The organism is Nocardia sp. NPDC056611 (genome assembly GCF_042792755.1).
GTDB lineage: Bacteria > Actinomycetota > Actinomycetes > Mycobacteriales > Mycobacteriaceae > Nocardia.
In genome coordinates this window covers 185,082-199,962 of the sequence record NZ_JBHTVV010000007.1, presented here as the reverse complement: position 1 = coordinate 199,962, position 14,881 = coordinate 185,082, and the positions used below count along the sequence as shown (strand labels likewise).

General features: G+C 69.3%; 14 protein-coding genes. 5 read left to right on the top strand and 9 right to left on the bottom strand.

The features are described from left to right. Positions 1-44 precede the first annotated feature (44 nt). Complete coding sequence (locus tag ACFRAQ_RS31305; RefSeq protein ID WP_357282804.1) at positions 45-455, bottom strand: cupin domain-containing protein; 411 nt, start codon at positions 453-455, stop codon at positions 45-47. 133 nt (positions 456-588) lie between these two features. Here ACFRAQ_RS31305 and ACFRAQ_RS31300 point away from each other — a divergent pair, with 133 nt between their 5' ends. Beyond that, positions 589-1,503: an AraC family transcriptional regulator gene (locus ACFRAQ_RS31300; protein ID WP_379106036.1), complete on the top strand. Its 915-nt coding sequence runs from the start codon at positions 589-591 to the stop codon at positions 1,501-1,503. A gap of 71 nt (positions 1,504-1,574) precedes the next feature. Then, positions 1,575-2,309, top strand: coding sequence for an NAD-dependent deacetylase (locus tag ACFRAQ_RS31295; protein WP_379106034.1), 735 nt, complete (start codon positions 1,575-1,577; stop codon positions 2,307-2,309). Positions 2,310-2,314: 5 nt separating this feature from the next. Here ACFRAQ_RS31295 and ACFRAQ_RS31290 read toward each other — a convergent pair whose 3' ends face one another. Further along, positions 2,315-3,067, bottom strand: coding sequence for a DUF427 domain-containing protein (locus ACFRAQ_RS31290; RefSeq protein WP_379106032.1), 753 nt, complete (start codon positions 3,065-3,067; stop codon positions 2,315-2,317). Between the two features lie 164 nt (positions 3,068-3,231). Between ACFRAQ_RS31290 and ACFRAQ_RS31285 the strand changes: the two genes are divergently transcribed. Beyond that, the gene (locus tag ACFRAQ_RS31285) at positions 3,232-4,683 is read left to right on the top strand and encodes an amino acid permease (protein ID WP_379106030.1); all 1,452 of its coding nucleotides are present in this window, start codon (positions 3,232-3,234) and stop codon (positions 4,681-4,683) included. A 9-nt stretch (positions 4,684-4,692) separates the two neighbouring features. Here the strand turns inward: ACFRAQ_RS31285 and ACFRAQ_RS31280 are convergent, their stop codons facing one another. From ACFRAQ_RS31280 to ACFRAQ_RS31250, 7 genes are all read right to left on the bottom strand, one after another. Next, entirely contained in the window at positions 4,693-5,160 is a 468-nt protein-coding gene (locus ACFRAQ_RS31280; RefSeq protein ID WP_379106028.1) for a YbjQ family protein, read from the bottom strand. Between the two features lie 71 nt (positions 5,161-5,231). Then, positions 5,232-6,413 (bottom strand): MFS transporter, encoded by a 1,182-nt coding sequence (locus ACFRAQ_RS31275; protein ID WP_379106256.1) that lies wholly within the window; start codon positions 6,411-6,413, stop codon positions 5,232-5,234. Between the two features lie 324 nt (positions 6,414-6,737). Then, positions 6,738-7,781, bottom strand: a complete 1,044-nt coding sequence (locus ACFRAQ_RS31270; RefSeq protein ID WP_379106026.1) for an acyl-CoA dehydrogenase family protein — start codon at positions 7,779-7,781, stop codon at positions 6,738-6,740. Between the two features lie 157 nt (positions 7,782-7,938). Then, positions 7,939-8,982 (bottom strand): acyl-CoA dehydrogenase family protein, encoded by a 1,044-nt coding sequence (locus tag ACFRAQ_RS31265; protein ID WP_379106024.1) that lies wholly within the window; start codon positions 8,980-8,982, stop codon positions 7,939-7,941. Positions 8,983-9,001: 19 nt separating this feature from the next. Then, positions 9,002-10,132: an acyl-CoA dehydrogenase family protein gene (locus ACFRAQ_RS31260; RefSeq protein WP_379106022.1), complete on the bottom strand. Its 1,131-nt coding sequence runs from the start codon at positions 10,130-10,132 to the stop codon at positions 9,002-9,004. Continuing rightward, positions 10,133-11,065: an enoyl-CoA hydratase gene (locus ACFRAQ_RS31255; RefSeq protein ID WP_379106020.1), complete on the bottom strand. Its 933-nt coding sequence runs from the start codon at positions 11,063-11,065 to the stop codon at positions 10,133-10,135. A 70-nt stretch (positions 11,066-11,135) separates the two neighbouring features. Continuing rightward, entirely contained in the window at positions 11,136-12,686 is a 1,551-nt protein-coding gene (locus ACFRAQ_RS31250; RefSeq protein ID WP_379106018.1) for a FadD3 family acyl-CoA ligase, read from the bottom strand. A 71-nt stretch (positions 12,687-12,757) separates the two neighbouring features. Here ACFRAQ_RS31250 and ACFRAQ_RS31245 point away from each other — a divergent pair, with 71 nt between their 5' ends. Both ACFRAQ_RS31245 and ACFRAQ_RS31240 read left to right on the top strand, forming a co-directional pair. Then, complete coding sequence (locus tag ACFRAQ_RS31245; RefSeq protein WP_357089968.1) at positions 12,758-13,978, top strand: acyl-CoA dehydrogenase family protein; 1,221 nt, start codon at positions 12,758-12,760, stop codon at positions 13,976-13,978. Beyond that, positions 13,975-14,769 carry an SDR family oxidoreductase gene (locus ACFRAQ_RS31240; protein ID WP_379106015.1) on the top strand — a complete coding sequence of 265 codons (795 nt, stop codon included), beginning with the start codon at positions 13,975-13,977 and terminating at the stop codon, positions 14,767-14,769. The genes ACFRAQ_RS31245 and ACFRAQ_RS31240 overlap by 4 nt, the downstream gene beginning before the upstream one ends. Positions 14,770-14,881: the final 112 nt, after the last annotated feature.

Here is a 14,881-nt window from a genome sequence, read left to right as displayed (position 1 = left end):
CGCGCACGCATGGCGGGCACGAGAACCGAAGAGTGGAAACGCCCTCAGTCGAGTCGGAAGTCTTCGAAGTCGAATCCGGGGGAGACGACGCAACTCACCAGCGCGTAGTCGTCTCCCGCCGGCCGGGCGGCCTGGCTGATCCCGCCGGGAACCACCGCCTGGGGGCGCTGCCCCTGCTCGACATCGGGTCCGAGGACGATCTCCTCACCCCCGATGTTCAGCAGCAGGGGACCACCCCGATGCCAGAACCAGATCTCGTCCGAGGCCACCGTGTGCGGTGCGGACTTCTCACCCGGCAGCAGCAGGAAGTAGATCGCGGTGCCACTCGCCCGCGGCCCCGGATAGTCCTCCGGCGTGAATTCCATCGGGCTGCGCCAGGTTTCGCGATACCAGCCACCCTCGGGATGCGGCTGAAGATCCAATTCCACGGCCAGTTTCGGACGGTCGTCGCTCATCGGTTCACTGTATTTCCCGATGCTCCGGGATGCCGGGCGGCGCGAGCGGCCGCCGACTGCGATGAGCGGACGCATGGTTCGATCGTTGTCATCGATGCCCGAAACGCTCATTCCTGAGCTGTATGGTCGAAACGTGGACCTGCTCAGCGAAGCAATCTCCGCCATTCGGACCGGCCACCCCACCTCCGGCATGTTCGTGCGCCACGCGCCGTGGGGGCGCGCGTATCCGGTGGTGCCCGGCTCGGGATTCCATGTGGTGCTGCAGGGTTCGTGCTGGCTGGTGCCGCCCGGCGGGGAACCGATGGCCCTCGGCGTCGGCGATGTGATCTTCATGCCCCGCGGGGCCGACCACCTGCTGGTGGACAGTCTCGACAGCGCCGTCACCGAGCAGGCGCGGCCAGGGGAACCGCGGGAGATCACCGGTCCGGGCGCGCGCTGCGTACTGGTCTGCGGGGCCTACGGGCTCGGGCGGCAGCGCAGCCACCCGCTGCTCGACGAGCTGCCCGAATTCATCCATCTCCCCGCCCGGCCCGGCCGCCACCCCGCCCTGCGCGGAGCGGTGGACCTGCTCGCCGCCGAGATCTCCGAACCGCGGGCGGGCACCGACGCCGCCATCCCGGCCCTGCTGGAAACCCTGCTGCTGTTCGCCCTGCGCGCCTGGTTCGACGATCGGGCCGACGCGCCGACCGGCTGGGCCGCGGCCTTCGCCGATCCGGCCGTCGCGACCGCGCTGCGCGCCATGCACGAAGCGCCCGAGCGGGGCTGGGCGGTACCCGAACTCGCCGCCGTGGCGGGTGTTTCGCGGGCCACCCTGGCCCGGCGGTTCACGGCAACGGTCGGTGAGCCGCCGCTGTCCTACCTCACCCGATGGCGCATGCTCACCGCGGCGCGACTGCTCCGGGAGTCCGACACCCCGTTGTCGACCGTCGCCCGAAAGGTCGGTTACCAGAGCGAATTCGCGTTCGCCAAGGCGTTCAAACGCGAATACGGGCTGGCGCCCGGGCAGTACCGGCGCGCGGACGACCAGCTGTCGGTCATCGCGGTGTGAGGCGGTCGCGCTGCTGAACGGCCGGTGAATCCGGAGGCGGAAGGGCGGCGCGGCGGCCTAGGCTGGCAGGCGTGACGGACTGGCGTGCACGCAAGGGACCGATCGGGGTACTGACGGGCGCGGGCATCTCCACCGATTCCGGGATTCCGGATTTCCGTGGGCCGCGCGGGGTCTGGACCAAGGATCCGATCGCGGAACTGCTCTCCACCTATCAGAACTATGTGGCCGATCCGGAATTGCGGGTACGGGCCTGGCTGGCTCGCCGCGACAATCCGGCCTGGACGGCCACCCCGAACGACGCCCATCGCGCGCTGGCCAGGCTGGCGACGGAGCGGCAGGTCGGGATCATCACCCAGAACATCGACCGGCTGCATCAGCGGGCCGGCTCGGACACGGTCGTGGAGATCCACGGCAATATGTTCGAAGTCGTCTGCATCGACTGCGAATTCACCGATTCCATGGCGGCCACGCTGGAGCGGGTCGCGGCCGGGGAACCGGATCCCGCCTGCCCGCGGTGCGGTGGAATCCTCAAGGCGGCCACCATCATGTTCGGGCAGCACCTGGATTCGGATGCGATCCGCGCGGCCGTGCAGATCGCGGAGACCGCGGAAATCTTTCTGGCCGTGGGCAGTACGCTCCAGGTCGAGCCCGCGGCCTCGATGTGCGCGGTGGCCGTGGACGCGGGCGCCGACCTGGTCGTGGTGAACGCGGAACCGACTCCGTACGACGAGTACGCCGCCGAGATCGTGCGCGACCCGATCGGTGTCGCGCTACCCCGGTTGGTGTCGGAGATCCTGGGGGACTGAGGGTTTCAGCTGAACGGGGTCTTCGGGCGGGCCTGGAGTTCGCCGTCGATCCACAGGTCGATCTTCTCGTTGTAGAAGCAGGCGAGCCCGGCGATCTTCTGGCTCTCCGGCAGCGGGGTGCGGTAGATCCAGACCAGGTCGGGGAACTCCTCCTCGCCGAGCCGGACCGACCAGTATTCGGCGGTGCCCTTGTACGGGCAGTGCGTCTCGGTATCGGACGGTGTCAGCAGGTCCATCCGGACATCGGTGAGCGGCACGTAGTAGCGCGCCGGCAGACCGGTCTCGAACAGGATGCGCGGGCCGTGCGAATCGGCCAGCACCTGGCCGTTCAGCTCCACCCGCACGTGCCGGGAACTGCCGAGGATGTCCACCCGGGTGTAGGGGTCACGCGGGTGCACGTAGATCGGTTCGTCCTCCTCGAACCATTCGGTCATCGCATGGAAATCCAGTTTCACCAGGTCACGCAATTCCGGGAGCGGGGAATCGAGGTGCCGGACGGCCGCGCCGGCCGCCACGACGCCGTCGGCCACCACATCGAACTCGGTGCCGGTGCCGCGGCTGGGGGACGGGCGGGTCTTGCCATTGGGTTCCAGCTTGGCCCGCAGGTCGGCGACCGGCAGGTAGTAGGTGGGGTAGTGCGGGGACTCCCACACCAGCGTCGGAGTGACGGTGTCCGCGGCCAGGTGGCCGCCGAGGTAGGCGCGTACTCGCTTGGCGCTCGGTTCGACGCGTACTCGGCCGCGCTGAGTCTCGGTCATACCTTCCGACGGTACGCCCGCCATGGAAGCGGCTGGCGGCGAAGCGGATTCGGGAAGTGGGCCGGTGCCTGTCCGGGCCGGTGCCGGAGGCGATTTTCCCCGGCTGACCAGGCTCGATAGGGTGGTCTGGCAATTTATGGGCAACACAAGAAGGTGGCGGTCAGATGTCGGAACCGGTCGAGACGCGTGTGACGGGGCCGGACGGCACGCTGACAGTGGGCTCCGACGCCGCGCCACCCGAGCCGCAGGGCCTGCGCACCGGGCTCCGACGCCGCCACATGACCATGATCGGCATCGGCGGGGCGATCGGCGCGGGCCTGTTCGTGGGCAGCGGATCGGTCATCCAGACCGCCGGGCCCGCCGCCGTGCTGTCCTACGCGGCCGCCGGGCTGGTGGTGCTGGCCGTGTTGCGCGCCCTCGGTGAAATGGTGGTCGCCCGCCCGGTCGCCGGTTCGATGGGGGAGTACGCGCGCCTGGCCATGGGCCCGTTCGCCGGATTCACCGTCGGCTGGCTGTACTGGTACCTCTACGTCATCCTGGTCGGCGCCGAGGCGGTGGCCGGGGCGGCCATCCTCGGCACCTGGGTCGACCTGGACCAGTGGGTGCTCTCGGCCGGACTGCTGATCATCATGACCGCCGTCAATCTGCTGTCGGTGAAGTCGTTCGGTGAGTTCGAGTTCTGGTTCGCCTCCATCAAGGTGGTGGCCATCGTCGGGTTCCTGGCGGTCGGGCTGGCCTGGATCTTCGGGCTCTGGCCCGGGTCGCAGCCCGGATTCGGGAATCTCACCGGTCATGGCGGTTTCGCGCCCAACGGGGTCACCGGCATCTTCTCGGCAATCGTGGTGGTGATGTTCGCCTTCGGCGGCACCGAGATCGTCACCGTCGCGGCCGCCGAGACCAAGGAACCGGCCAAGGCGGTCACCCGGGCCACCAACAGCGTGCTGTGGCGGGTGGGCCTGTTCTACGTGGCCTCGATCTTCCTGGTGGTCACGATCCTGCCGTGGAACGACGCCAAGGTGCTGAAGAGCCCGTTCGTCAGCGCCCTCGAGCACATCGGCATCCCCGCGGCGGGCACCATCATGCAGGTCGTCATCCTGACCGCGGTGCTGTCGGTGCTGAACTCGGCCATCTACGTCTCCTCCCGCATGCTCTACGTCCTCACCCGCGACGGCGACGCCCCCGCCGCCCTGGTGAAACTGAACAAGCGCGGCGTCCCCGCCCGAGCCGTCCTGCTCGGCACCATCGCCGCCTGGGGCGCGGTCATCGCCTCCTACGTCTCCCCGGACAAGGTCTTCACCTTCCTGGTGAACTCCATCGGCGTGGTGCTGGCCTTCGTCTACGTGGCGATCATGTGCTCCCAGCTCCGCCTACGCGCCCGCCTCCGCCGCGAGGACCCCGCCGCCCTCACCTACCGCATGTGGGGCTACCCCTACATCAGCTGGGCCGTGATCATCGCCCTGTTCGCCGTCTTCGTCGCCATGGCCCGCAACCCCGACCAACGCAACCAGCTCATCGCCTCCACCGTCAGCCTCCTGGCGGTCATGGCGATCTACCCCCTGCGCGCCAAATTCGGCCGCAAGCAGCCGGTCCGAGAGGTCGAGGTGCTCCACCACTGACCGGCCGGGCTACTTCTCGACGGGCTTGATCACGACGGCGGTGCCGTAGGCGGCGACCTCGCTCATGGTGTTGGCAATCTCGTTGCAGTCGAAGCGCATTGCGATCACTGCGTTCGCGCCGTACGCCATCGCATGCTGGCACATGCGCATGATCGCCTCGTGCCGCGACTGGTACAGCAGCTGCGTGTATTCGTGAATCTCGCCGCCGCCCAACGCCCGGAACCCGGCAGCGAAGTTCGCACCCAAGCCGCGGCTGCGGACGGTCAGGCCCGCGACCTCACCGATCACCTGGACGATCTCCTGGCCGGGAACGTCGTTCATGGTGGAGACCAGGATCGGGAACTGCGGAGCCGGAGGCTGCTGCGGCTGGCCCTGCTGCGGGTAAGGTGCCTGGCCCTGCGGGGGATACTGCTGGCCGGGCCCCTGCTGCGGGTACTGCTGCTGGTAGGGCTGCTGCGGCGGCATCGGTTGGTTCATGAGCCGGATGGTACGGGGTGCGATCGAACACGGACCGCACCTTGTGGGTGCGGTCCGCGAACGGCGGGCGATCAGTCGTCGCCGAGCGTGATCGCCTGGGCCTCGGCCGGGGTGTGCGCGGCCGGGACGTGATCATCGATGTGGGACAAGAGCTTTCGTCCGGAGACGAGTACCGCGACCGCGGCGGCGGTGCAGGCCGCGCCGACCCAGAAGGGGAGCGATGCCTGGTGCTCGCCGAGCTTGCCCGCCAGGTACGGGGCGGCCGCGCCGCCGGCGAAGCGGACGAAGCTGTAGGCGGCGGAGGCGGTGGGGCGCTCGACCGGCGCGGCCTCCATGACGGCCTCGGTGATCAGGGTGTTGTTGACGCCCAGGAACAGACCCGCCAGGACGGTTCCGACGATGAGGACCGGCTTGTACTCGGTGAAGATCGCCATGACCGCGAGATCGGCGGCGAACAGGGCCAGCGCGAGGGCGATCATCGGCACGGTTCCGAAGGCGCGCTGCAACTTCGGGGCGACGAACACCGAGGACAGGGCGAGCAGCAGGCCCCAGCCGAAGAAGATGAAGCCGATCGCGTACGTGCCCATGTCCAATGGGAACGGGGTGTAGGCGAGCAGCGTGAAGAAGCCGTAGTTGTACAGCAGCGCGGTGATGCTCACCAGCAGCAGACCCGGGTAGGCGAGGGCCTTGAACGGTGCGGCCAGGGAGGTCGGTTTCGCGGGCTTCGGTGATTCGGGCAGTAGCACCATCAGGGCGATGAAGGCGACGGCCATCAGGGCTGAGACGCCGAAGAACGGTGCGCGCCATGTGAAGTGCCCGAGGAAACCGCCCAGCAGCGGGCCGGAGGCGATGCCGATGCCCAGGGCCGCCTCGTAGAGGATGATGGCGCGGGCGACGCCGCCGGTGGCCGCGCCCACGATGGTGGCCAGGGCGGTGGCGATGAACAGCGCATTGCCCAGACCCCACCCGGCGCGGAAGCCGACGATCTGCCCGACGGTGCTCGAGCTGCCCGCGAGAGCGGCGAAGACAATGATGATGGCCAGGCCCGCGAGCAGGGTCTTCTTGGCCCCGAAGCGGCTGGAGACCACGCTGGTGATCAGCATGGCCACGCCTGTGACCAGCATGTAGCTGGTGAACAGCAGCGTCACCTGCGAGGGCGAGGCATGCAGTTGCTCGCCGATCGGCTTCAGGATCGGGTCCACCAGGCCGATGCCCATGAAGGCGATGACTGAGGCGAAGGCGACCGCCCACACGGATTTGGGCTGCTTGGGCTTCGCTACGGCGGCATTGTCGGCGGCGACGGCCGCGGGAAAGGCCGGTCGGGTGATCGGGGCGCTGGTTGTCACTGGGAAGTCCTCATCTGTGAATGATGGTGAGTCGCAGCTACTTTCGTTCGAGTTGCGAGAGGGCGGCCGTCCGATCGGCGCCGTTGTCGAGAACGGCCGCGCCTCAATTGTTGCATAAGCTAACTATCTAGTTACATAGGCTAACGATATGTGGATGGGTGAGTTAGGGCACAACACGAAACGGCCCGTACGCAGCGACTGCGTACGGGCCGTTTCCGCGAAGGTGTCGCGCTAGGCCGGGCGGGCCAGGGGGCGGGCCGGGGTGCCGAAGAGCTGGGCGTCGGCGTGGGCGCGCTTGAAGAACAGGTGCGCGTCGTGTTCCCAGGTGATGGCGATGCCGCCGTGCATCTGGACGGTCTCCGAGACCACCGAGTTGAAGGTGTCAATGGCGTGCAGCCGAGCGGCCTGGATGTCGATCGGGTCGATCGCGCCCTCGGCGAGACCGGCGATCGCCAGGTAGCCCAGCGAGCGGGCCGACTCCACCAGCACGTACATGTCGGCCATGCGGTGCTTGAGGGCCTGGAAGCTGCCGATCGGGCGACCGAACTGCACGCGCGACTTCGAGTACTCGACGGTCATGTCGAGGCACTGCTCGGCCGCGCCGATCTGCTCGGCCACCATTGCGGCCCAGGCGATCTCGCGCAGGCGGGTGACATCGAGCTGCCCCAGCGGGGTCGCCGCCACGGAGTCGAAGTCGATGCGCGCCAGCTTGCGGGTCGGGTCCTGGGTGACCACGGCGGTGCGGGTGACGCCCGCCGCGTCGCCCGCGACCTCGAACAGGCCGTCGGCGGTGAGCACCAGCAGGGTGTCGGCGAACGCGCCGTCCAGCACGTAATGCGCGGAGCCCGAGAGGGTTCCACCGGTCGACCGCACCCCGAAGGCGTCCCAGCCGCTCGCCGCGGCCCAGCACAGGGCCAGCGTCCGCGCGCCCTCGGCGACTTCCGGCAGCAGCCGCTCGCCGGCCTCGGCGTTCCCGGCCAGCAGCAGCGCCTGCACACCCAGCACGGCCGAACCGAGCATCGGGGGCGCGGACAACGTGCGGCCGAGTTCCTCGACCACCAGCAGGGATTCGACCAGGCCGACCCCGATGCCGCCGAACTCCTCCGGAATGGCCAGGGCCGCGACGCCGACCTGCTCGCACAGCAGCTTCCACAGCTGTTCGTCGTAGCCGCGGTCGGTCTCCAACCCGCGCCGCATGGCCGCGCTGTCACCGTGCTTGGTCAGCACCGCGCGCACGGTGGTGACGAGTTCCTGCTGTTCGGCAGTGAGGCTCATGCCTGCGCTCCCAAGGGGTAGAAGTGATTCGAGTCAGAGGTCCGGTGGCCGGGCCGGTCCGCACCGGCCATGAGCGAGCGGACGCACCGGGCGACGAGCGGGGTGTGTGCCCCACCCGCGCACGGGGTGTCGAGCGTGGCGCCGGCCACCGGGGTGCTCATGCGACGTTCCCGGCCCGGAGCGCCGCGGCGATGCGGGCGCGGTGCTGCGCGGGGGTGCCCCAGGCCGAACGCAGGGCGGTGACCTTGGTCAGCCACAGCGACAGATCGCATTCGGCGGTGTAGCCGATCGCGCCGTGCACCTGCAGTGCGATGCGCGCGGTCTGGTACGCGGCCTCGCCGCAGGCCAGCTTGGCCGCGGAGATGTCGCGGCCCCGGGTCTCGGCGTCCGCGCCCGACTCCAGGGTCAGCGCGGCGCGGTAGAGCAGCGGCAGTGCCATCTCCAGGCCGATGTGGGCATTGGCCAGGTGGTGCTTGATGGCCTGGTTGCGGCCGATCGGGGTGCCGAACTGCTGGCGCTGCTTCACGTACTCGACGCTGGTGTCCAGCATCGCCCGGCCCGCGCCGAGCAGCTGCGCGGCGGCGGCCAGGGCGGCGGTGTCGAAGGCGAGATTGATTGCGGCGGAAACGCCTTCGCCCTCGGCGAGGGTCTCGCCCGCGGTCACGGTGAAGAGGCGGCGCGCGGCGTCCACCGAGGTCACCAGGTCACCGGCGGTGCCGAGCGCGATGCGGTCGCCCTCGGCGATCAGCACCAGGTCGGCGATGTCGGCGTCCAGCGCGGTGGCGGCACCGGCGGAGCGGCCCGCGTTGGCACCCGCGGAGGCGGTCACCGCGAGGGTGCCGAGCTTCGCGCCCTCGGCCAGCTCCGGCAGGTTCTCGGCGGCGAGCGCCGAGTCCGGAAGCGCCTGCAGCAGTGCGGGAATCGCGGCGGCGGTCTCCACCAGCGGACCCGGCACGGCGGCCCGGCCGATCTCGGTGAAGGCCACGATCATCTCGACCGGGCCGGCGCCGAAGCCGCCGTTGTCCTCGGAGATGGTCAACCCCAGCGCGCCCGCCTCGGCCAGCTGGCCGATCAGCGCGCGCCCGGCGGCGGCCTCGCCCTCGCCCCACGCCCGGACCACGCCCGGCGTCTTGGCGGCCTCGCCCATCTTGCGCAGGCTGGCGGCGAAATCGTTCTGTTCTGCGGTCAATGCGAATCGCATGTCGTCGTCCTCCCTGTGGCTATCGCGGCAGGCCGAGCAGGCGTTCGGCGATGATGTTGCGCTGGATCTCGTTGGTGCCGGCGTAGATCGGGCCCGCCAGCGAGAACAGGTAACCGTCGGTCCAGGCCGACTCCTGCTCCGCGGCCGCGCCGTGCAGATCGAGCGCGGTTTCGTGCATGGCGATGTCCAGATCCGACCAGAACACCTTGTTCACCGAGGACTCCGCGCCCAGCTGGCCGCCATCGGCCAGGCGGGTCACGGTGGCCCAGGTGTTGAGGCGGTACGCCTCCGCGCCCACCCACGCGTCGACCACGCGGTCGGCGGCGGCGGTGTCGGACTCGGCGGCCGAGTCCTGCCACAGCTCGATCAGCTTGCGGGCGGTGGCGTTGAACCGGCCCGGCGCGCGCAGCGACAAGCCACGCTCGTTGCTCGAGGTCGCCATGGCGACCTTCCAGCCGTTGTTCGCCTCACCGATCACGTCCTGATCCGGCACGAACACGTTGTCCAGGAAGATCTCCGCGAAGCCCGGCTCGCCGTCCAGCTGCGGAATCGGCCGCACCGTGATGCCCTCCGCGGTGAGCGGGAACATCAGGTAGGTGAGGCCCTTGTGGCGCTGCGCCTCCGGGTCGCTGCGGAACAGGCCGAAACCCCAGTCCGCGAACGAGGCCCGCGAGCTCCAGGTCTTCTGGCCGTTGAGCAGCCAGCCGCCCTCGGTGCGCTTGGCGGTGGAGCGGATACCGGCCAGGTCGGAACCGGCCTCCGGCTCGGACCAGGCCTGCGCCCAGATGTCGTCGGCGCGCGCCATTCTCGGCAGGATGCGGGCCAGCTGCTCGGGCGAACCGTGCTCGAACAGGGTGGGCGCCAGCAGGAAGATGCCGTTCTGCGAGACGCGACCCGGCGCGCCCGCGGCGTAGTACTCCTCCTCGAAGATGACCCATTCGGTCAGCGAGGCGTCCCGGCCGCCGTACTCGGCGGGCCAGGCCACACACGACAGGCGGGCGTCGGCCAGCTTGGCCTCCCACGCGCGGTGCAGTTCGAAACCGGCCTTGGTGTCCATGGACGGCAGGGGAGCGGCGGGCTTGTTGGCCGCCAGGAAGTCGCGCACCTCGGCGCGGAATTCCTCGGTCTTGCTGTCGAATTCGAGATCCACTTACTTTGCCCCGTCGTTGATGGTGCTGGATTCACGGCTCGCCGTGGTGCTGGATTCACGGCTCGCCGTGGTTGCGGCAGCCTTCATGGACTTGGCGTCCATACCGCCCAGAGAGCCCGTGCCGACCTCGGCGTTGTGCGCGTGCGCGAAGTGATGCAGCCCGAACACGGAATCCATGCCCGCGCGCATCCCCATCAGGTCCTCGCACTGGTTGACGGCCTTCTTGGTGAGCGCCAGCCCGAACTGCGGCATCTCCGCGATCTTCTCGGCGAGCGCGAAGGTCTGCGCCTCCAGCTCCTCGCGCGGGACAACGCGATTCAGCATGCCCCACTCGTAAGCCTGTGCCGCGGTGAAGCGCTCACCGGTGAACAGCACCTCCTTGGCGCGGCGCGGACCCAGCACCCACGGGTGCGCGAAGTATTCGACGCCCGGAATGCCCATGCGCACCACCGGATCGGAGAAGAACGCGTCCTCGGAGGCCACGATCATGTCGCAGGCCCACGCCAGCATGAGCGCGCCCGCTATGCACGCGCCCTGCACCATGGCGATGGTCGGCTTGGGGATCTCCCGCCAGCGCCGGCACATGCCCAGGTACACCTCGGACTCGCGCGCGAAGCGCTGATCGCCGCCCGGCCGGTCCACGTGGTCCCACCACATGACGGCCTGGTTCTCGTAGGAGATGTGGTGGTCGCGGCCCTGCGTGCCGATGTCGTGCCCGGCGCTGAAATGCTTTCCGGCCCCGGCCAGGACGATCACCTTGACCTCGGCGTCCTCGACGGCCTTGGTGAAGGCGGCGTCGAGCGCGTAGGTCATGACCGAGTTCTGCGCGTTGCGGAAGTCCGGCCGGTTCAGCGTGACGACCGCGATCGGGCCGCGCTTCTCGTAGAGGACGACTTCGCCCTCATCGGGGATGGGCCCCAATTCCTGGCTCACACTGCCTCCTTCTGCGTGCTCGAGCGCCCTGCGTGGTTACGCTGCGCTACCGCCTCCGGGCTGGACTCGATCACGCGGTCTCCTCATCACGTAGGTTGCGCTTCAGCACCTTGCCTGCGGCGTTGTACGGCAGCGCGTCGCGGAATTCCACGAACCGCGGCACCTTGAAGTTGGCCAGCATGGTCTTGGCCTTCGCGATCACGTCCTCGGCGGTGAGCTCCGAGCCCGCCCGGCGCACCACGTACACCTTGCCGACCTCGCCCATGCGCTCGTCGGGCACGCCGATGACCGCGGTCTCGGCGACGCCCTCGATGCGGGCCATGGCCTGTTCCACCTCGGCGGGATACACATTGAAGCCGCCGGAGATGTACATGTCCTTGAGCCGGTCGGTGACCTTCATGTACCCGCGCTCGTCGATCACCGCGACATCGCCGGTGTGCAGCCAGCCGTCCGGGTCGATGGTGGCGGCGGTGGCCTGCGGGTCGTCGAGGTAGCCGCGCATCACCTGGTCGCTGCGCAGCAGCAGTTCGCCGTTGTCGGCCAGCTTCATCTCGAAGCCGTCGATGGGTCGGCCGCAGGTGTTGGCGATGGTCTCGCTGGAGTCCTCGGGCCGGCACATGGTGCCGAAGCCGCCGGACTCGGTCTGGCCGTAGGCGGTCAGCACCACGTCGAAAGTCAGCTCCGAGCGCAGTCTTTCGATGAGCACGACCGGCACGGTCGCCGCACCGGTGACCGCGACGCGCAGGCTGGACAGATCCGCCGCATCCCGCTGGGGGTGATCGAGGATGGTCTGGTGAATGGTCGGCGGGCCGGTGAGCACGGTGATGCGCTCGGCGGCGATCAAGCGCATGGTCTCGGGCACGTCGAACACGGCCTGCGGCACGATGGTCGCGCCGGTGGCCAGGCAGGCGATGATGCCCGCCTTGTAGCCGAAGCTGTGGAAGAACGGCGGCACCACCAGGTAGCGGTCGTCGCTGTTCAGGGTGGCGCAGTCGGCCCAGGCCCGGGCGCTGGACAGCAGCTGGTGGTGCGCGATGAGCACGCCCTTGCTGCGGCCGGTGGTGCCCGAGGTGAACAGGATGTCGGAAAGATCGTCCGGCGATACCGATTCCGCGCGCGCGACGACCTCGTCGAGGCTCACGGTCTCGGCCACCTTGCCCAGATCGGACCAGGCGATGGCGTTCTCCACCGGCGCCTCGCCCTCGACCGGAATCACGACGATGGTCTCGATGCCCAGTTCCGGTGCGTGCGCCCGCAATTCGGCCAGCCGGTCGCGGCCGAGGAAATCGCCGGCGATGAACAGCGCCTTGGCGTGCACCCGCGACAGCGTGTCCGCCGCCTCGTCGGCCACGTACCGCGTGTTCAGCGGCACGATGGTCGCGCCCACGTAGTGGGTGGCCAGCACCGCGGTCACCCAGTGGTGGGTGTTGGGCGCCCAGATGCCGATGCGATCGCCGCGTTCGATGCCGCGGGCCATGAGCGCACGGGCGGTCTCACGGACCGAGTCCAGCAGTTGCGACCAGCTCAGTCGCACGGCACCGTCGGCCACGGCGGGCGCGTCACCGTAGGCGTGCGCCGCCGCGTGCAGAGCGAGCGGTGTGGTCTGCGGAGGAGATGTCACTGAGCTTCCTCGCTGTCCGGGAATGGGTCTAACAAAGCAAGTGCTTGGTAGGTTACTCTACCGACGTGAGCATGATCCAGACCCCCGAACCGGCCAGCGGGACTGAGCCCCGCGAGGATGCCGAATTCCGTACCGAGGTGCGGGAATGGCTGGCCGAGAACCTGAACGGCCAGTTCCGCGAGCTGCGCGGTCTGGGTGGTCCCGGGCGCGAGCACGAGGCTTTCGAGGAGCGGCTCGAATGGGACCGCGCCCTCGCCGCCGCCGGACTGACCTGCCTGGGCTGGCCCAAGGAATGGGGCGGCCGCGACGCCACCCTGCGCCAGCAGGTCATCTTCCACGAGGAATACGCCAAGGCCGACGCCCCGGCCCGGGTCTCGCATCTGGGTGAGGAACTGCTCGGCCCGACCGTTCTGGCCTTCGGCACCGAGGAGCAGAAGCAGCGCTTCCTGCCCGGCATCCGCAATGTCACCGAACTGTGGTGCCAGGGCTACTCGGAGCCGGGCGCCGGCTCGGACCTGGCCGCCGTCACCACCTCCGCCCAGCTCGAGGGCGACGAGTGGGTCATCAACGGTCAGAAGGTCTGGACCTCGCTGGCGCATCTGTCGGACTGGTGCTTCGTGGTCGCCCGCACCGAGAAGGGCTCGACCCGCCATCACGGCCTGTCCTATCTGCTCGTGCCCATGAAGCAGCCGGGCGTCGAGGTGCGGCCGATCATCCAGCTCACCGGGACCGCGGAATTCAACGAGGTCTTCTTCGAGAACGCCCGCACCGCCGCCGATCTGGTGGTGGGGCAGCCCGGCGACGGCTGGAAGGTCGCCATGGGCACGCTCACCTTCGAGCGCGGCATCTCCACGGTAGGCCAGCAGATCCGCTACGCGCGGGAGCTTGCCGATCTGGAGGCCGTGGCCAAGGAGAACGGGGCCATCGACAACCCGGTCATCGCCGATCGCCTGGACAAGGCGTGGGTCGGTCTGCGGGTGCTGCGCGCCCACGTGCTGCGCACCCTCGAGTCCGGCCACGACGGCGCGTCGGTGGACGCGCGCACCGCGGCCGGTCAGGCGTCGGTCACCAAGCTGCTGTGGGCCAACTGGCACCGCGACCTCGGCGAGCTGGCCATGGACGTGCTCGGCGCGCCCGGCCTGATCGCCGACGGCGAGGGCGATGACCTGAACGCCTGGCAGCGCATGTTCCTCTTCACTCGCGCGGACACCATCTACGGCGGTTCGAACGAAGTGCAGCGCAATATCATCTCCGAGCGCGTGCTCGGACTTCCCCGAGAGGCTCGACCGTGACCGATCTGTCCACCGCTCCCGAAATCACCCCCGGCCACAACCTGCTCGCGGGCAAGATCGCGGTCGTGACCGCCGCCGCGGGCACCGGCATCGGCTCGGCCACCGCGCGCCGCCTGCTCTCCGAGGGCGCGGACGTGGTCGTCTCCGACTGGCACGAGCGTCGCCTGAAGGAGACCGAGGAGGCCCTGCAGGCCGAGTTCCCGGATCGCCGAGTCGCTTCGGTGCCGTGCGACGTCAGCTCCACCGAGCAGGTCGACGCCCTGATCACCGGCGCCGTGGCCGCGTTCGGCCGCATCGACGTCATGGTCAACAACGCCGGTCTGGGCGGCGAGGTCCCGGTCGTCGACATGACCGACGAGCAGTGGGACAAGGTCCTCGACATCACCCTCAACGGCACCTTCCGCGCCACCCGCGCGGTGCTGAAGTACTTCCGCGAGGCGGGCCACGGCGGCGTCGTCGTGAACAACGCCTCGGTGCTGGGCTGGCGCGCCCAGCACGGCCAGGCCCACTACGCCGCCGCCAAGGCGGGCGTGATGGCGCTGACCCGCTGCTCGGCCGTCGAGGCCGCCGAGTACGGCGTGCGCATCAACGCGGTGGCCCCGTCCATCGCGCGCCACGCCTTCCTGGACAAGGTCACCTCGGGCGACCTGCTCGACCGCCTGGCCGCCGGTGAGGCCTTCGGCCGCGCCGCCGAGCCGTGGGAGGTGGCCGCCACCATCGCCATGCTCGCCAGCGACTACACCACCTACCTGACCGGTGAGGTCGTCTCCATTTCGAGCCAGCGCGCCTGATTTCGAACGCAATTCCGCAAAGTCCGGCCCCGCCCAAGAATGGGCGGGGCCGGACTTTTCTGCATATAAGGAGAAGAACCGTGGTGGTTCGCGGCGTCCCGATTCTGGACTG